Genomic DNA, 18,093 nt, shown 5'->3' with positions numbered 1-18,093 from the left:
AGCGGCGGTGACGGCACGTCGACTCCCTGCGCCGCCATGCGGTGCCGTCCGGCCCACCCTTCCCTCGGCGGTCACCGGGTGGCGCAGGGCCCCTCCCCGCCCCCCACCCATCGGCAGAACGGATCACCCTGTGAAATCTCCCCACCCCGAGAGCCGCAAGGTCGGCCGCCTCCGGCGGTCCGTCGGCAAGGTGCCCCTTCTCGCGCCGGCCCTGGCGGTCGTCCTGCTCCTGCCCGGCACCGCCGACGCCGACACGGTGACCACGAACCGGACCGGCACCGACGGCGGATACTTCTTCTCGTTCTGGACCGAGGGCACCGGCTCGGTCTCGATGTCGCTGAACGGCGGCGGTCACTACGGCACCTCCTGGACCAACGCCGGCAACTTCGTCGCCGGCAAGGGCTGGAGCACCGGGTCCCGCAATCCGGTGACGTACTCGGGCACCTGGAGCACCAACGGCAACGCCTACCTGTCGCTCTACGGCTGGAGCACCGATCCGCTCGTCGAGTACTACGTCGTCGACAACTACGGCTCCTACAAGCCCACCGGCACGTACAAGGGCACCGTCACCAGTGACGGCGGCACCTACGACATCTACGAGACGACCCGCTACAACGCCCCCTCCATCGAGGGGATCAGGACCTTCAACCAGTACTGGAGCGTCCGTCGGGACAGGCGGACCGGCGGGACCATCACCGTCGGGAACCACTTCGACGCGTGGGCCGGGCACGGCATGAACCTCGGCACCCTGAACTACGAGATCCTGGCCACCGAGGGCTACCGGAGCAGCGGCAGCTCCGACATCACGGTGGGCGGTTCCCCTGGCGGGGGCAGCGGCGGCGGCACGCCGGGCGGAGGCATCACCCCCGGCGCCGTCTACACGCTCACGGACGCTGCCGCCGGTCGCGTGCTCGACGAGCCCGCGGGGCAGAACGGCAACGGCACTCCGCTCCAGGTGTGGGACGCCAACGGCGGTGCCGCCAACCAGAGGTGGCGGGCGGACCGGAACGACGACGGCTCCTACACGCTCACCAACGTAGCCTCCGGCCGGGCGCTGGACGAGCCGAGCGGCCGTACGGGCAACGGGACGAGGCTCCAGGTCTGGGACTCCAGCGGCGCCGCCAACCAGCACTGGCGGGCGGACCGGAACGACGACGGCTCCTACACCCTGACCAACGTCGCCTCCGGCCGGGCCCTGGAACTCCCGGGCGGTCAGACCGCCAACGGCACGCCCGTCCAGGTCTGGGACTCCAACGGCGGCGCCAACCAGCACTGGAACCTCGGTTGAGCCGGGCCCCGGGGCAGGCGGCGCCCTCTGCGCCAACGTTTGTTAGCGCTCACATACTCGTCTGTCGGCCCCACCCGGCCGTGAAGGAGTCTCCCCATGCGTGAACGAAGGTCCTGTCTCCGGCGACCGCACAAGATGCTCGTCGCCGTCGTCGCGGCCGTGGCGGCGTTGGCGGCCGTACTGGTCGCCGGCCCGGCGCAGGCGGCCACCAGCGGCGCCCTTCGCGGCACCGGTTCCGGCCGCTGCCTCGACGTGGCGAACGCGAGCCGGACGGACGGCGCTCCCCTCCAGGTCTACGACTGCTGGAACGGGGCCAACCAGCAGTGGACGTTGACGCCCGACAACCAGCTGACCGTGTACGGCGACAAGTGCCTGGACGTTCCCGGCCACGCCACCGCCGCCGGTACCCGGGTGCAGATCTGGACCTGCACCGGAGCCGCGAACCAGCAGTGGCGGGTCAACGCCGACGGCACGGTGGTCGGCGTGGAGTCCGGGCTCTGCCTGGACGTCGCGGGCGCCGGTACGGCCAACGGCACGGCGGTGGACATCTGGCAGTGCAACGGCGGCAGCAACCAGAGCTGGACCGGCCTGTCCTCCTCGGCCCCGCCGGGCGGCTCGTGCGCGCTTCCCTCGACGTACCGGTGGTCCTCGACCGGCGCGCTGGCGCAGCCGGCGAACGGCTGGGTTGCGCTGAAGGACTTCACCGACGTGGTGTACAACGGCAAGCACCTGGTCTACGCGTCGAACGTGTCGGGGTCCTCGTACGGCTCGATGGCCTTCGCCCCCTTCACCAACTGGTCCGACATGGCCTCGGCCGGGCAGACCGGGATGAACCAGAACGCGGTTGCGCCCACCCTGTTCTACTTCGCGCCCAAGAACATCTGGGTGCTGGCGTACCAGTGGGGCCAGTGGCCGTTCATCTACCGCACCTCGAGCGACCCGACCAACCCCAACGGCTGGTCCGCGCCGCAGCCGCTGTTCACCGGCGGCATCCCGGGCGCGGCCCCGATCGACCAGACGCTGATCGGTGACGACCAGAACATGTACCTGTTCTTCGCCGGTGACAACGGCAGCATCTACCGGGCGAGCATGCCCATCGGAAACTTCCCCGGCAACTTCGGCTCCTCGTACACGACGGTCATGAGCGACTCGGTGAAGAACCTCTTCGAGGCGCCGCAGGTCTACAAGGTCAAGGACCGGAACCAGTACCTGATGATCGTCGAGGCCCGCGGCGCGAACGAGCAGCGCTACTTCCGCTCCTTCACCGCCACCAGCCTCAACGGCCAGTGGACCCCGCAGGCCGCCAGCGAGAGCAGCCCCTTCGCGGGCAAGGCCAACAGCGGCGCCACCTGGACCGACGACATCAGCCACGGCGACCTCGTCCGCAACAACCCCGACCAGACCATGACCATCGACCCCTGCAACCTCCAGCTCCTCTACCAGGGCAAGTCCCCCGCCGCCACCGGCCCCTACGACCAACTCCCCTGGCGTCCGGGCCTCCTCACCCTGCGACGCTGACCCACCCGTCACGACGGGGCACGAGGAACCCCGGCCGCCGTTGCGGCCGGGGTTCCGTCCGAAGCCGGTGAGCCGGGCCGGATTCCGTGAGCGCTGACAAGTCGTTGCTGACCGGGATGGGCCCTGGCCCGGAATCGGTGTTCGACAGCCCCGTCCGGCGGTTCGGGGATGCCGGGCACCGGCCCACGGCATAGCGTGGCCGATGGCGCCCCGCCCCCGGTGGCGGTGCGCGAGGCCGCAACACCGCTTCCCTGGAGGTCAGTTCATGCGCGCCGTGACCTACGACTCGTACGCCCAGGACAACTCCCGGCTGAAGTACGGCGAGGTGCCCGATCCCAAGGTCGGCCCCGGGCAGGTGCTGATCCAGGTCCGGGCCGCCTCCGTCAACCCGGTCGACTGGAAGGTCATGGCGGGTGGCCTGGACGGCATGATGGACACGGTGTTCCCCGTCATCCCCGGCTGGGACGTGGCCGGCGTCGTCACCCGCACCGGGCCGGACACTCCCGAGTTCGCCCCGGGGGACGAGGTGATGGCGTACGCCCGCAAGGACGTGGTGCAGGCCGGCACCTTCGCCGAGTACGTCGCGGTCGCCGCGCCCGCGGTGGCGCGCAAGCCCTCCGGGCTCGACTGGGCCCAGGCGGCCGGACTGCCGCTGGCCGGCCTCACCGCGTTGCGCAGCCTGGACCGGCTCGACGTCGGCCCCTCCGACGTCCTCCTGGTGCACGGCGCCGCCGGCGGCGTGGGCAGTCTCGCGGTGCAGCTCGGGCGCGACCGCGGCGCCCGGGTGATCGGCACCGCCTCCGAGCGCAACCACGCGTTCGTCCGCGGCCTCGGCGCCGAGCCGGTGACGTACGGCGACGGCCTGACCGAGCGGGTGCGCGCACTGGCGCCCGGCGGCGTGTCGACCGTCGCGGACTTCGTCGGCGGCCAGCTGGAGACGACCCTGGCCGTACTCGCCGAGGGCGGACGGCACGTCTCGGTCGCCGATCCCGGGGTGTCCCAGCACGGCGGCCACTGGATCTGGGTCCGCCCGGACGGCGCCGCGCTGGCCGAACTGGCGGCGGTCGTGGACCGCGGCGCGCTGACCGTGGAGGTCGCCCGGACCTTCCCGCTGGAGCGGACGGCCGAGGCCTTCGACGCCAGCCGGACCGGTCACACCCGCGGCAAGCTGGTCGTCGAGCCGTGACCGAGTGCCCTCCCCGCAGGGGGCGCGCGTGGCGGGAGCCGGACCCGGGGCGTGTCTTCGAACGCCCGTCGTCCGCCCGCAGGCGGGAGCTCGAAGACAGGCCCTAGGGTGGAGCAAGGCCGCCGGAATCCGTTCCGGCTTGCACCGCTGCCCGGACGGAGGCGCGCGTGGAGACGACTGGCGAGCAGGACGCACCCACCGCCGCTGTCGTGGTCGGACCGGACGGCGTGGTCAGCGGCTGGAGCGAGGGCGGGCGGCTGCTGCTGGGCTGGAGCGCGGAGGAGACCGTCGGGCGCCCCGTGACGGACTTCCTGGTCGATCCCCGGCCCGGTTACCCCGCGGACGCCGGCCCCGGCACCACGTCGCTCACGCTGCGCCACCGGGACGGGTCCGCGGTGGACGCCGCGGTGACGGCCCACCCCCTGAACGGCGGCGACGGACAGCCGCTGGGCCAGGTGCTGACCGTCCAGCGCTGGGACCGCCGTCCGGTGATCGCCGACCGGGCCTTCGAACAGTGCCCCTTCGCCCTCGGGGTGTACGACCCCGAGCTGCGGTTCCTGTGGGTGAACGCCGCCGCCTGCCGGGTGATGGCGCACTCGGAGGCCCAGGTGCTCGGTGACAAGTACCGTGAGCTGTTTCCCGAACTGGACGACGCCGCGTACACCAACCAGCTCTCCGAGGTGGCCAGGACGGGCGAGCCCGCGCGCCTCATCACGGTCTTCCGGCCGCGCGGCAGCGCCTCTGCCACCGCCTGGGCCACCAGCATGTGGCCCGTCCGGGACACCGGGGGCAGGGTACGCGCGGTCGCCAACTGGGCTTTCGACATGAGTGCGGAGTACTGGGGCCGCCAACGCCTGCTCCTCCTCAACGAGGTCGGCAGCGGCATCGGCCGGACCCTCGACGTGGTCAGCACCGCCCGGGACCTGGCGACCGCCTCGGTGCCGGGCTTCGTCGACCTCGTCACCGTCGACCTCTTCGACGAGGTCCTGCGCGGGGAGGAACCGCCCGCCGCCGCGGTCACCACCGATGGCACCGTCACGCTCAGCCGCGCCGCCCGGCACAGCACGCAGGAGGACCCCGACGGGCCCTCCGGACCGGTGACGCCGGTCGGGTACGCCTCCGGTTCCGTCGCCGCCCGCTGCATGGCCGCCGGCACGTCCATGGTCCAGCTCGCCGCCGAAGCCGACCAGGGCGGCGGGTGGGCCTTCGGCCCGGGCCTGGCCGCCGACCCCGCCCACTGGCCGCCGGGCCTCCCACTGATCGACCGGACCATCCTCGCCCAGGGACTGACCGGCCGGATCACCGTGCCGCTGCTGGCGCGCGGCGCCGTGCTGGGCGTCGTCGCCTTCGCCCGGAAGGACCGGCCCGAGGCCTTCACCGCCGACGACCTGATCCTCGCCGAGGAGCTGGCCGCCAAGGCCGCCGTCGCCATCGACAACGCCCGCAGGTACACGCGCGAGCACACGACCGCGCTGACCCTGCAGCGCAGTCTGCTGCCGCAGCGGCTGCCGAGCCACAGGGCGGTCGAGGTGGCGTCCGGATACCTGCCCGCCGGGGCTGGCGCGGGCGTGGGCGGCGACTGGTTCGACCTCATCCCGCTGTCCGGCGCCCGGGTCGCCCTGGTCGTCGGCGACGTCGTCGGCCACGGCGTGCACGCCTCCGCCGGCATGGGCCGGCTCCGCACGGCGGTGCGCACCCTGGCCGACGTGGACCTGCCGCCGGACGAACTGCTCACCCACCTGGACGACCTGGTCCTCCACCTCCCGGACGACTCCGGGCCCGACGGCCGTTTCGAACCGACCGGCGAGACCGGCGCCACCTGCCTGTACGCGGTGTACGACCCGGTCTCCCGCCGCTGTGCCCTGGCGAGCGCGGGCCATCCGCTGCCGCTGATCATCTCGCCGGACGGCACCGGTGTCCCGGTCGAAGCGCAGCTGGGGCCCCCGCTGGGCATCGGCGGCCTGCCTTTCGAGGCGACGGAGTTCGAGCTGCCCGAAGGCAGCCTGCTCGCCCTCTACACCGACGGGCTGGTGCGGAGCCGCGAGCGCGACGCCGAGCGGGGACGCGCGGCCCTGCTCCGGATCCTGAGCGAACCGGGCACCTCGCTGGAGGCGCTCCGCGACACGGCGATGAAGGCCATGCTGCCGGAGCACCGCACCGACGACGCGGCCCTCCTCCTCGCCCGCACCCGGGCGCTGGATCCCGACCACGTCGCCGACTGGGGCATCGAGCCCGACTCCGCACAGGTGGCGCACGCCCGGCAGCTGGCCGCCGACCAACTGGCGCTCTGGGGCCTGGAGGAGCCGGCGTTCGTCACCGAACTGGTCGTCAGCGAGCTGGTCACCAACGCGATCAAGTACGGCCGACCTCCCATCAGACTGCGGCTGATCCGCGATGCCTCACTGATCTGCGAGGTCTCCGACGGCAGCGACACCGCCCCGCACCTGCGCCGGGCCCGCACCTTCGACGAGGGCGGACGCGGCCTGATGCTGGTCGCCCAGCTCACCCAGGGCTGGGGCACCCGCCACACCACCAAGGGCAAGACGATCTGGTGTGCCCAGACCCTCGGTCCGGCGTAGTCCCCTGCGCGTCGCGCTGTGCACCACCTGCTTCGACGACACCTGCCCCGGCCCGGGGTGGGCGGGCGGAACCCGGCCCGGGGAGGGAACGCACACCGGTCCGGACTCCGGCACCTGGGCGTCCATCCGCTCGCTGGAGGTCGACGACCGCCCGTTCGCCGGCCCGACCGCTGCCGCCCCTCGAGACCGCACCGCCGGGTGACAGCGCAGGTCGGTGACACGGCGTCAACCCCACGTGAGATCCCATGTCGGAGAAGAGTGCCATCGACGCCTCGCAGCCCTGTGCATCGGGATCTGTCGAATTTGCCTCTGTGACAAGCAACTTCAAAGTTACCCTCGTGAAACCCCTGGACTCGCCGACGCGGGACTTCTATAAATCCATCCCATGACCCAGGATTTTGTGAGCGCTCTCAACCCCAGCCGCTTCCCCCGGCGCACGGTGCACCTAGACTTCCACACCGGTCCCGAAATCCCCGACGTGGGCCGGGACTTCGACCCGGTGTCCTTCGCGCGGACCTTCCGGGACGCCCACGTCGACAGCGTCACCGTCTTCGCCAAGTGCCATCACGGCCACCTCTACCACGGGACAGACCGGCCCGAGCGCCACCCGGGTCTCGCCCCCGGCCTGGACCTGCTCGCCGAGCAGGTCCAGGCCCTGCACTCGGTCGGCATCCGCGCGCCGATCTACCTGTCGCTCCAGGTCGACGAGTACGCCGCCCGCGAGCACCCCGAATGGGTCGCACACGACGAGAACCTGAAGATCGCCCGCTGGACGCCTTCGGCCTTTCAGGCGGGCTGGAACATCCTCGACATGTCGAGCCCCTACGCCGACTACTTCGCCGACCAGTTGGACGAGGTGCTGCGGCGCTTCGCCCCGGTCGACGGCATCTTCGTCGACATGTGCTGGAGCCAGCCGAGCCTGAGCCGCTGGGCGGTCGACGGGATGCGCCGGGAGGGCCTGGACCCGGCCGACGCCGACCACCGGGCGCGCTACGCGGACCTGGTGGCGCAGCGCTACATGGCGCGCTACTCGGCGATGGTGGAGAAGGCCCTCCCGCCGGACGCCGCCCAGGGAGTCTGGTTCAACGGCCGCCCGAAGACCCGGCTGCCGCAGGAGCGGCCGTTCGTGCGGCACGTCGAGATCGAGGGGTTGCCCACCGGCGGCTGGGGCTACGCCTTCCTCCCGTACGTGGCCCGCTTCGTCCGCCCGCTGGGGATGCCGACCCTCAGCCACACCGGGCGGTTCCACGAGAGCTGGGGCGACAACGCCGCGCTCAAGCCCCGCGCTGCGCTGCTCTACGAGAACAGCCGGATGCTGAGCCACGGCCTGACCAGCGGCGTGGGCGACGTGCTGCACCCGCGGGGCGTGCCCGCTCCGGCGGTGTACGAGCTGATCGGCTCGGTCTACGGGCACATCGAGGCCTGCGAGCCGTTCGTCGAGGGCGGGGAGGTCGTCAGCGAGGTCGCCGTGGTCGTCGACCCGGGTCTGGGCGACCATCCCGGCGCGAGCAACATCGGCGCCGTGCGGGCGCTGCAGCAGCTCCGGATCCAGTTCGACGTGCTCCCGCCGACGGCCGACCTGGGCGCCTACCGGGCCGTGGTGGTGCCGGAAACCACCCCTGTCGACGACGGCCTGGCCGAGCGCCTGGGCGCGTACCGCCGGGCCGGTGGCGCCGTGCTGCTGGTCGGGCCCGCCCTGCTCAGGAACGGCACGGAGCCCGTCCTACCCGATCTGCCGGTGGAGGGTCTGGCCCCGGCCCCGGACGGCGAGGTCTTCCTCGCCTGCCGGGGTGTCCCCGGCGTCCCGGAGGACTTCCCGGTGATCAGCTACGGCTCCCGGCTGACCGCCCGCGCGCTGCCCGGCGCCGAGGTGCTGGCCCGGGTCGTCGCGCCCTACTTCCCGCGCTCCTGGGACCGCTTCTGCGGGCACTCCTACACTCCCCCGGCCGACCCGACCGAGGAGGTGGCGGTCGCCGTCGGCGACGGGATGGCCGCGGTGACCGTGTCGTTGCTGGAGGCCTTCCACGACCACGGTCTGGAAGCGTACCGCCGACTGCTCGGCGCCGCGCTGGACCGGCTCCTGCCGGACCCGCTGGTCCGTGCGGGCGGGCCGGTCCACCTGGAGACCACCGTCGTGCGGACCGGCACCGGCACCGTGGTGCACCTGACCAGCTTCGTCCCGTCCCGGGAGACCCCGGAACTGGACCTGGTGCACGACCCGTTCCCGCTGGTCGACGTGCCCGTCGCCGTCCGGGTCGCCGCCGTGCCGCACTCGGTGCGGCTCCAGCCCGCCGGGCGGGAACTCCCCTGGGAGCACGACGGCGAGTACGTCCACGTACGGGTCACGGCAGCGGACGGGCACGCGATGGTCGTGGTCGAGCACGACCTCCCGGACGGGCCGTCCGGTACGGGCTCCTGATCACCCGGCGGGAAGCAGGGTCGGGTCCGCCATGATGCGGCGGATCGTCGTCAGCGCCGCGCCCAGCAGGGGCCCGCGTCGCCCGAGCGCGGAGGGGCGCAGCGCCTCCGCGGCCCAGGGCCGCACGGTGACCCGGGCGGCCAGCTCGGCGCACACGGACGGCAGCAGCCAGTCGGCGAGCTCGGCGTAGGCGCCGCCGAGGACGAGGCCGTCCGGGTCGATGAGGTCGACGGCGGACGTGAGGGCGAGACCGAGGGCACGGCCCGCCCGGTCGAGGGCCGCCAGGGTGGGCGCGTGTCCGTTGGCTGCCCGCTCGGCCAGCAGGGCGACCGGGTCTCCCGGGCCGTCCTGCGCGAGACCGGCCTCGCGCAGCACGGCCGCCTCGCCCGCGTACTGCTCCAGGCAGCCCCGGGCGCCGCAGGCGCACTCGGGGCCCTCCGGGTGCACGGGGACGTGGCCGAGTTCGCCGGCGAAGCCGCGGGCGCCCCGGAACAGTCGCCCGTCGATGACCAGGGCGGCGCCGATCCCGGCCCCGGCGGAGACGTGCACGAAGGTCTCCACCGGGGTTCCGGCGTTCCAGTACTCGGCCAGCGCCCCGAGGTTGGCCTCGTTCTCCGGCTCGGGCGCGGTCTCCGGCTCGGGCCAGTGGTCGGCGATCCCGACGGTGTGCCAGCCGAGGTTGGGCGCGCGCTCGACCAGTCCGCGGGGTTCGTTCGGCACCACGCCGGGCACGGCCAGCACCCGGCCCTCGACGCGCAGGCCGAGGGCCGCGGCCTCGGCCTCGGCCTCGGCGGCCAGGGCGGCGAGTTCCGCCAGTACCGTCCCGGGGGGCCGGCCCGCGTTGGCCCGTTCCACCCGGCGCCACAGCCGCGGCTCGCCGCGCAGGTCCGCGACGCACGCCCCGAGGTGGCCGACTCCGATCTCCAGGCCGAGGCCCGCCGGGCCTTCGCCGCTCACCGTCAGTGCCCGTCCGGGTCTGCCGACCCGTCCGCTGGCGGTGGCCGCCGCCTCGGTCACGGCTCCGCGGCCGATCAGCTCGTCGACGAGCGAGGAGACCGCCGCCCTGGTCAGACCGACCCGACCGGAGACGTCCGCGCGGGAGAGCGGGCTGTGCGCGGCCACCGCGGCAAGGACGACCGCCAGGTTCTGCCGCCGCATGTCCTGTAGCGACGCGGGCCCGTTCGCCGCGCTCCTGCTCGCCGCCCTGCCGACCACCGCCACGTGCCGCCCCTCCTACCGGTCCTCGGCCGGGGCTCCCTGCAAGGCCCCGGCCCGACGCAGGGTATCGCCGATCCTCGTGAGCGCGGCCTCGTCCTTCTCCACCGGCTCCAGAACCGGGCCGTGGGCCGTCCGCCAGCGGCGCGCCACCGCGTCGGCCGGCTCGCCGGTGAGCAGTGCGGCGGCCTGGGCGGCGGCGCCGAGCGCGACCAGTTCCTGCGCGTCGGGCACCTGGACGGCCCGGCCGGAGAGCCGCAGCACGGTCCGCTGCCAGGCGAGCCCGCGGGCGCCGCCGCCGATCAGCAGCAGCGGTTCGTCGCCCGCCGGATCCGCGCCGCCCGCGCGCAGCACACCGTCCAGGGCGGCGAGCAGGGCGTGGGCGGCGCCGTCGTAGGCGGCCTGCAGCAGTTGCCCCGGAGTGGTGTCGTGGCGCAGGCCGTGGACCAGGCCGGAGGCGCCCGGGAGGTCCGGTGTGCGCTCGCCGTCCAGGTAGGGCAGGACGACGGCCGTGCCGCCCTCCTCGACCTCGTCCCGGCCGCGTCCGAGGAGAACGGCGAAGCGGTCGACGGCGAGGGTGCAGTTGAGCGTGCAGGCGAGCGGCAGCCAGCGGCCGAGGGCGTCGGCGAAGCCCGCGACGGTGCCGGTCGGGTCGGCGGGCCTGTCGTGGCCCACGGCGTAGACGGTGCCGGAGGTGCCAAGGCTGAGTACCGGCTGCCCGGGGAGCAGCCCGAGCCCGAGGGCCGCGGCCATGTTGTCGCCGGTGCCGGTCGCCACCGGCACGCCCGCTCGCAGCGGCGTGCCCGGGCGGACGACGCCGGCCCGCTCGCCCGGCGCGAGGACCCGGGGCAGCAGGCCCGGGTCGAGTCCGATGTGGGCGAGGAGGTCGTGGTCGTAGCCGTCCGGCCCCCACCAGCCGGTTCCCGAGGCGTCACCCCGGTCGGTGACCGCCTCTCCGGTCAGCCGCTCGGTCAGGAAGTCGTGCGGGAGGCGGACGGCGGCGGCCCGCTCGGCGGCGGCGGGCTCGACGGCGCGCAGCCAGGCCCACTTGGCGGCGGTGAAGGCGGCGGTGGGGACGCTGCCGGTGCGGCGGGCGAGCTCCGCCGCTCCGATCGCGGCCGACAGCCCGGCGGCCTGGGACGCGGACCGGACGTCGTTCCAGAGCAGCGCCGGGCGGACCGGCGCCCCGCTCGTGTCGAGGGCGACCAGGCCGTGTTGCTGGCCGGCGACCGAGACGGCGGCCGCACGGTCCGCCCAGCCCGTCGCCGCCGCGGCCTCGCCGAGCGCCTGCCACCACTGCTCGGGATCGCTCTCGCGGCCGGTGCCCGTGCTGACGGTGTGCGGGGCACGGCCCTGGCCCAGAACGGTGCCGGTGTCGATGTCGACGGCGAGGGCCTTGGTGGACTGCGTCGAGCTGTCGAGGCCGATCACGACACGCTGCTCAGCCATGCGTTCCTCCGGTGCGGGGGGTTCCTTCCGACGTTCCGGCATACTAATTTGTTGAGAGTCCTGACAAACACCCCCTGGCACTGATCCGGAGCCGCTCCATGTCCAGCGACCCGCTCGCCCCCACCCCCGCGCACAAGTTCACCTTCGGCCTGTGGACCGTGGGTTGGCAGGGGCGCGACCCCTTCGGCGACGCGACCCGCCCCGCCCTCGACCCGGTCGAGACCGTTCAGCGTCTGGGCGAACTCGGCGCCTACGGCGTCACCTTCCACGACGACGACCTGATCCCCTTCGGCGCGGGCGACGCCACCCGCGAGGAGACCGTCAAGCGCTTCCGCGCCGCGCTGGACGCCGCCGGGCTGAACGTCCCGATGGCGACCACCAACCTGTTCACCCACCCGGTCTTCAAGGACGGCGCCTTCACCGCCAACGACCGCGACGTACGGCGCTACGCGCTGCGCAAGACCATCCGCAACATCGACCTGGCCGTCGAACTCGGCGCCTCGGTCTACGTCGCCTGGGGCGGGCGCGAGGGCGCCGAGTCCGGCGCGGCCAAGGACGTGCGGACCGCGCTCGACCGGCTCAAGGAGGCCTTCGACCTGCTGGGCGAGTACGTGGAGCAGCAGGGCTACGACCTGCGCTTCGCGATCGAGCCCAAGCCCAACGAGCCGCGCGGCGACATCCTGCTGCCCACCGTCGGCCACGCCCTGGCGTTCATCAACGAGTTGGAGCGTCCCGAGCGGGTCGGCCTCAACCCGGAGGTCGGCCACGAGCAGATGGCCGGCCTCAACTTCCCGCACGGCATCGCGCAGGCCCTGTGGCACGACAAGCTGTTCCACATCGACCTCAACGGCCAGTCCGGCATCAAGTACGACCAGGACCTGCGCTTCGGCGCGGGCGACCTGCGGCAGGCCTTCTGGCTGGTCGACCTGCTGGAGTCGGCCGGCTACGACGGCCCGCGGCACTTCGACTTCAAGCCGCCGCGCACCGAGGACGCCGACGGCGTCTGGGCCTCGGCGGCCGGCTGCATGCGCAACTACCTGCTGCTCGCCGAGCGCTCCCGCGCCTTCCGGGCCGACCCCGAGGTCCGGGCCGCGCTCGCCGCCTCCCGGCTGCCCGAACTCGCCGTCCCGACGGCCGATGACGGCGTCGCCGGGCTGCTGGCGGACCGCTCCGCCTTCGAGGAGTTCGACGTGGACGCCGCAGCCGGCCGCGGCATGGCCTTCGAGCAGCTGGACCAGCTCGCCCTCGAACACCTCCTCGGCGCCCGCTGACCGGTGCCGGAGCCCGGCCGGGTCGTGCAGGCGGCACGACCCGGCCTCCACGGCGGCCGGGAGCTACGGTGGTCGTCGTGACCGCCCGACGGGGAACCGAGGGACCACCGCTGCGCCCCGGTTCGGTTTTCCGGCCCGCCGGGAGGTGAAGCAGTCCATGGCGACCCGACCGTCCACCTCTCCTGTCACCACTGATCACACAGGGAGCGCCAAAGGGATGACGAACGACTACTTCGAGGACCACTCCCCGGGCCGAGGAACCATGACGCCCCGCGCCTGGTACGCCTCGTCGAGCGCCACGAGCCTGTCGCTGAACGGCAGTTGGCTCCTGCGGGTCTCGCCGACGGCCGACGCCCGGGACGAGTCCTTCGCCGAGCCCGGATTCGACGCCGCCGACTGGGCGGAGGTGACCGTCCCGGGGCACTGGGTCCTCCAGGGCGACGGCGCCTTCGGCCGGCCCGCGTACACCAACCACCTGTACCCCTTCCCGGTCGACCCGCCACGCGTGCCGACGGAGAACCCGACCGGCGACCACCTGTACCGCTTCGACCTGCCCGAGGACTGGCCGGACGACGGCGGCGCGGTGCTGCGCTTCGACGGTGTCGAGTCCTGCGCCCGCGTCTGGCTCAACGGCACCCGGCTCGGCGAGTTCAAGGGCTCCCGCCTGCCGCACGAGTTCGCCGTCGGCCACCTGCTCGAGCCGAGCGGCAACGTGCTCGCGGTACGCGTCCACCAGTGGTCGGCGGGCTCCTACCTGGAGGACCAGGACCAGTGGTGGCTCCCCGGCATCTTCCGCGACGTCACCCTGCGGCACCGCCCGGAAGGCTGCGCGGGCGACTTCTTCGTGCACGCCTCCTTCGACCACCGCACGGGCCAGGGCACCCTCCGCGTCGAGTCCGACACCGCCGGACGGGTGTCCGTGCCGGCCCTGGGCATCGACGTCGCGACGGGAGCCACCGTCACGGTGCCGGTGCGGCCGTGGTCCGCCGAGGTGCCGACGCTGTACGACGGCGAGCTGGTCACCGCCGGCGAGCGCGTCCCGCTGCGGATCGGCTTCCGCACCGTGGAGCTGGCCGACGGGCTGATCAGGGTCAACGGCACAGCGGTGCTCTTCAAGGGCGTCAACCGCCACGAGTGGCACCCCGGGACGGGGCGTGCCCTCGACCCGGAGACCATGCGCCGGGACGTCCTGCTGATGAAGCAGCACAACATCAACGCCGTCCGCACCGCGCACTACCCGCCCCACCCGGCCTTCCTAGACCTGTGCGACGAGTACGGCCTGTGGGTCATCGACGAGTGCGACCTGGAGACCCACGGCTTCACCGAACAGGACTGGCGCGACAACCCCGTCGACGACGACCGCTGGACCCCCGCCCTGCTCGACCGCGCCGCCCGCACGGTCGAACGCGACAAGAACCACCCCTCGGTCGTCATCTGGTCACTGGGCAACGAGGCCGGCACCGGACGGGGCCTCACCGCGATGGCCGAGTGGATCCACCACCGCGACCCCTCCCGCCTCGTGCACTACGAGGGCGACCCGAACAGCCGCGACACCGACATGTACTCACGGATGTACGCCGGACACGCCGAGGTCGAGCGGATCGGCCGGGAACTGGACGGCGGCACCCACAAGCGCCGCCGGCTGCCGTTCATCCTCTGCGAGTACGGCCACGCCATGGGCAACGGCCCCGGCGGACTCGCCGAGTACCAGCGGCTGTTCGAGACCTACGACCGGCTGCAGGGCGGGTTCGTCTGGGAGTGGATCGACCACGGCATCGCCCACCCCGGACTCGGCTACGCCTACGGCGGAGACTTCGGCGAGGAACTGCACGACGGCAACTTCGTCTGCGACGGCCTGGTCTTCCCGGACCGCAGGCCGTCCCCCGGTCTGCTGGAGTACAAGAAGGTCATCGAGCCCGTCCGCATCCACGGGGACGGCGCCGACGGCACCGTGACGGTCACCAACCGGTACGACTTCGCCGACCTCGCCGCACTGGCCTTCGAGTGGTCGTACCAGGTGGACGGCGAGACGGTCGAGACCGGCCCGCTGGTCGTGCCTCGGCTCGCGCCCGCCGAATCGGCGGTGGTGAAGCTGCCGCCGCGGCCCGCCGGCCCCGAGGACGGTGAGACCCGGTGGACGGTCCGGGCGGTGCTGGCGGCCGACACCGCGTGGGCTCCCAGGGGCCACGAGGTCGCGTGGGGCCAGTTCCCGGTGACCGAACGGACGCGGCCGGTCCTCCGCCCGGCCGTCGGCCCCGTCTCGGGCGACGGCGCGATCACCCTCGGCCCGGCCCGCTTCGACCCCCGTACCGGCGCGCTCGGGTCCATCGGCACCGTCGAGGTCAGCGGCCTGCGACTGGACGTGTGGCGGGCGCCCACCGACAACGACGAGGGCACCGACTGGCTGACCGGCACCCGAACCGCCGCGCTGTGGCGAAACGCCGGTCTGCACCGCATGCGGCACCGGCTGGACGCGGTGGAACTCGGCGAGAACACGCTCACCGTGCGGACCCGGGTGGCCCCGGCCGCCCGGGAGTTCGGCCTCGACACGGACTACCGCTGGACCAGCGACGGCGACCGCCTGCGGCTGACCGTGTCGGTGCGGCCCGACGGCGAATGGCCCGTGCCGCTGCCCCGCCTCGGCGTGCGGCTCGCGCTCGCCGCGGCGGACGAGGTGCGCTGGTTCGGTGCCGGCCCCCACGAGGGGTACCCGGACACCAGGGCCGCCGCCAGGCTCGGCCGCTACGAGTCCACGGTCGACGAACTGCAGACCCCCTACGTGCGCCCGCAGGAGAACGGCGCACGGGCCGACGTCCGCTGGGCCGAGATCGGCGGCCTGCGCATCGAGGGCGACCCGGCCTTCTACTTCACCGCCCGCCGCTGGACCACCGAGCGACTGGACGCGGCCGCCCACCTCACCGACCTCACGCCCGGTGACGCCGTGTGGGTGAACCTGGACCACGCCCTGCACGGCATCGGCACCGCCTCCTGCGGGCCCGGCCCGCTGCCCCGGTACCAGCTGCGGGCCGAAGGAGCCGAGTTCGCCTTCGTCCTCTCGCAGCTCCGCTGACCGGCGCCCCCCTGCGAACCACCCGGCGCGGCCGGCGTGACCGGCCGGTCACGCCGGTCACGCCGGCCGTGTGGGGAGTCAGCCGAACAGGTCCGCGACGTCGGCCCCTTCCCGCACGAAGACCGGAAGGCGTTCCAGCGGGGCCTCCGCGTCGAGCGCGCTTCCCCCCTCCAGCGCGCGTCCGGTGACCGGCTCGAGCCAGCGGGCACCGGCCGGCAGGTACACCCGGCGGGCCCGGGCGCCGGCCTCGTACACGGGTGCCACCAGCAGATCGGGGCCGAGTAGGAACTGGTCGTCGACCTCCCACGCGCGTTCGTCCTCAGGGAAGTCGAAGAACAGCGGGCGCATCGGCGGGGCACCGGTGCGGTGGGCGTCCTCGGACAGCCGCCGAAGGTACGGGCGCAGGCGTTCGCGCAGCAGCAGGTGGTCGCGGAGGATCGGGTACGCCTGCTCCCCGTACGACCAGACCTCGTTCGGCCCGCCGGTCATGTCGGCGGAGAAGGCGGGAAAGTTGGGCTCCCGGTCGCCGTGCAGACGCATGACGGGGCTGAAGGTGCCGTACTGGAACCACCGGATCAGCAGTTCACGGTACGCGGGGTCGTCCGGGTCGCCGCCGAAGAAGCCGCCGATGTCGGTGTTCCACCAGGGGATGCCGCTCATCGCGACGTTCAGCCCGGCCCGGATCTGGCGCCCGAGGGAGTCGAAGGTGGTGGGGGTGTCGCCGGACCACAGCAGGGCCCCGTACCGCTGGCTGCCCGCCCATGCGGAGCGGACCAGCGACAGCGGCCGGTCCTCGCCCGCCGCGCGCAGCCCCTCGGCCACCCCGCGGATGTGCTCCAGCGGGTAGAGGTTCGCGGCCTCGGCGGCGGGCCCGGCCGCGTAGACGGCGCGCTCGGCGATGCCCGGGGGCACGTCGGGCTCGCAGGCGTCCAGCCAGAAGCACGCCACGCCCGCAGAGCGGTAGTTGTCGTTCAGCCGCTGCCACAGCGCGGCGCGGGCTCCGGGATGGGTGGCGTCGTAGTACGCCATCGGGTGGATCCGTGCCTCGCCGCTGTACCGGGACGGCCACGGGAAGCTCAGCAGACCGCCGCCCGCGTCCCGGACCAGGTGCCCGGCCGAGCGCATCCCGTCGTACGCGTCACTGCCGGGCTCGACGGTGGGCCACACCGAGACGGCGAGCTTCACCCCGAGGTCCGACAGCTCCTTGGTCATGGCGGCGGGATCGGGCCACTCGCTCTTCTCGAAACGCCAGTCGCCCATCCTCGGCCAGTGGAAGAAGTCGCAGACGATGCCGGACAGCGGCAGTCCACGCTTCTTGTACTCCCGTGCCACCGCGAGGAGTTCGTCCTGGGTGCGGTAGCGGAGCTTCGACTGCCAGAAGCCGGAGGCCCACTCGGGGAGGAGGGGCGGGCGGCCGGTGGCCCGGGTGTAGGAGTCCAGGATCTGGGCCGGGGTGTCGCCCGCGGTGATCCAGTAGTCGATGCGCCCGCCGCCGTCGGCCGTCCACCGGGTGGCGTCGGCGCCCAGTTCGACACGGCCCGTGGCGGGGTTGTTCCACAGCAGCCCGTAGCCGCGCGAGGAGTGCAGGAAGGGGACGGCCACCACGGTGTTGGCCTGGACGAGGTCGATCACACAGCCTTTCTGGTCCAGGCGTCCGTGCAGGTGCTGCCCCAGGCCGTGCAGCCGTTCCCCGTCGTAGGCCTGGAAGGACTGTTCCGTCCGGCCGTCCGCCGCGTGGACGCGAACGGCGCCGTGGTGGGCGTGCGGGCTCCGCTCGGCGAGGAGCTCGCGGCCCGACGCGGCGTGGTGGAACCTCAGCCGGCCGTCCGCCGAGGCTTCGACGGCGATGCGGCCGTTGACCAGGCGGGCGCGGCCGTCGTCCGAGACTGACGGTTCGGCGTGCGGGCAGGGCGCAGGGTTCTCCAGCGCGCCGGGGGCGGTGGGGTCGATGGTCCCGGAGGAGGCGCGCACCCGGACGGCGTCCGGTCCCCAGGGCTCGATGCGGAGGATCTCGGCGGCGGTGTGGCGTTCCAGAGCGCCCGCGCGAATGGTGTAGGACAAGGGACCTTCCTCTGTTCGTCTCAACGGGCAGGTGGGA

General features: G+C 73.5%; 10 protein-coding genes. 7 read left to right on the top strand and 3 right to left on the bottom strand.

The features are described from left to right. Positions 1 to 130: 130 nt before the first annotated feature. From HS99_RS46185 to HS99_RS03020, 5 genes are all read left to right on the top strand, one after another. Positions 131 to 1,288 (top strand): glycoside hydrolase family 11 protein, encoded by a 1,158-nt coding sequence (locus tag HS99_RS46185; RefSeq protein WP_030550384.1) that lies wholly within the window; start codon positions 131 to 133, stop codon positions 1,286 to 1,288. A gap of 96 nt (positions 1,289 to 1,384) precedes the next feature. Next, positions 1,385 to 2,806 carry a non-reducing end alpha-L-arabinofuranosidase family hydrolase gene (locus tag HS99_RS03040; RefSeq protein WP_046385776.1) on the top strand — a complete coding sequence of 474 codons (1,422 nt, stop codon included), beginning with the start codon at positions 1,385 to 1,387 and terminating at the stop codon, positions 2,804 to 2,806. Positions 2,807 to 3,071: 265 nt separating this feature from the next. Next, positions 3,072 to 3,992 (top strand): NADP-dependent oxidoreductase, encoded by a 921-nt coding sequence (locus tag HS99_RS03035; protein WP_030279297.1) that lies wholly within the window; start codon positions 3,072 to 3,074, stop codon positions 3,990 to 3,992. Between the two features lie 167 nt (positions 3,993 to 4,159). Further along, positions 4,160 to 6,571, top strand: a complete 2,412-nt coding sequence (locus HS99_RS03030) for a SpoIIE family protein phosphatase (protein WP_030279295.1) — start codon at positions 4,160 to 4,162, stop codon at positions 6,569 to 6,571. 385 nt (positions 6,572 to 6,956) lie between these two features. Continuing rightward, positions 6,957 to 8,990 (top strand): alpha-amylase family protein, encoded by a 2,034-nt coding sequence (locus tag HS99_RS03020; RefSeq protein WP_078938605.1) that lies wholly within the window; start codon positions 6,957 to 6,959, stop codon positions 8,988 to 8,990. Here the strand turns inward: HS99_RS03020 and HS99_RS03015 are convergent, their stop codons facing one another. Further along, on the bottom strand, positions 8,991 to 10,148 hold the full coding sequence (locus tag HS99_RS03015; protein ID WP_030550377.1) for an ROK family protein: 1,158 nt from the start codon (positions 10,146 to 10,148) through the stop codon (positions 8,991 to 8,993). Between the two features lie 75 nt (positions 10,149 to 10,223). Further along, complete coding sequence (gene xylB / locus HS99_RS03010) at positions 10,224 to 11,654, bottom strand: xylulokinase (protein WP_030550375.1); 1,431 nt, start codon at positions 11,652 to 11,654, stop codon at positions 10,224 to 10,226. Positions 11,655 to 11,752: 98 nt separating this feature from the next. On the opposite strand from xylB, the gene xylA reads away from it, so the two are divergent. Together xylA and HS99_RS03000 are read left to right on the top strand one after the other, a co-directional pair. Further along, positions 11,753 to 12,925 (top strand): xylose isomerase, encoded by a 1,173-nt coding sequence (xylA, locus tag HS99_RS03005; protein ID WP_030550373.1) that lies wholly within the window; start codon positions 11,753 to 11,755, stop codon positions 12,923 to 12,925. Between the two features lie 217 nt (positions 12,926 to 13,142). Continuing rightward, positions 13,143 to 15,995: a glycoside hydrolase family 2 TIM barrel-domain containing protein gene (locus tag HS99_RS03000; RefSeq protein ID WP_030550371.1), complete on the top strand. Its 2,853-nt coding sequence runs from the start codon at positions 13,143 to 13,145 to the stop codon at positions 15,993 to 15,995. Between the two features lie 78 nt (positions 15,996 to 16,073). Here the strand turns inward: HS99_RS03000 and HS99_RS02995 are convergent, their stop codons facing one another. Next, entirely contained in the window at positions 16,074 to 18,056 is a 1,983-nt protein-coding gene (locus tag HS99_RS02995) for a glycoside hydrolase family 31 protein (protein WP_030550370.1), read from the bottom strand. Between the last annotated feature and the right edge of the window lie 37 nt (positions 18,057 to 18,093).

Source organism: Kitasatospora aureofaciens (assembly GCF_001188955.3).
Taxonomy (GTDB): Bacteria; Actinomycetota; Actinomycetes; order Streptomycetales; family Streptomycetaceae; genus Kitasatospora; species Kitasatospora aureofaciens.
Note: the sequence above shows the minus strand (reverse complement) of the source record. Positions and strands in the feature narration are given on the sequence as shown.

What these genes read in the sequence shown, in the direction of transcription:
- HS99_RS03040 (WP_046385776.1), top strand. Translation starts at nt 1,385, where the DNA reads ATGCGTGAACGAAGGTCCTGTCTCCGGCGACCGCACAAGATGCTCGTC.
- HS99_RS03035 (WP_030279297.1), top strand. Translation starts at nt 3,072, where the DNA reads ATGCGCGCCGTGACCTACGACTCGTACGCCCAGGACAACTCCCGGCTG.
- HS99_RS03020 (WP_078938605.1), top strand. Translation starts at nt 6,957, where the DNA reads ATGACCCAGGATTTTGTGAGCGCTCTCAACCCCAGCCGCTTCCCCCGG.
- HS99_RS03015 (WP_030550377.1), bottom strand. Translation starts at nt 10,148, where the DNA reads ATGCGGCGGCAGAACCTGGCGGTCGTCCTTGCCGCGGTGGCCGCGCAC.
- xylB (WP_030550375.1), bottom strand. Translation starts at nt 11,654, where the DNA reads ATGGCTGAGCAGCGTGTCGTGATCGGCCTCGACAGCTCGACGCAGTCC.
- xylA (WP_030550373.1), top strand. Translation starts at nt 11,753, where the DNA reads ATGTCCAGCGACCCGCTCGCCCCCACCCCCGCGCACAAGTTCACCTTC.
- HS99_RS03000 (WP_030550371.1), top strand. Translation starts at nt 13,143, where the DNA reads ATGACGAACGACTACTTCGAGGACCACTCCCCGGGCCGAGGAACCATG.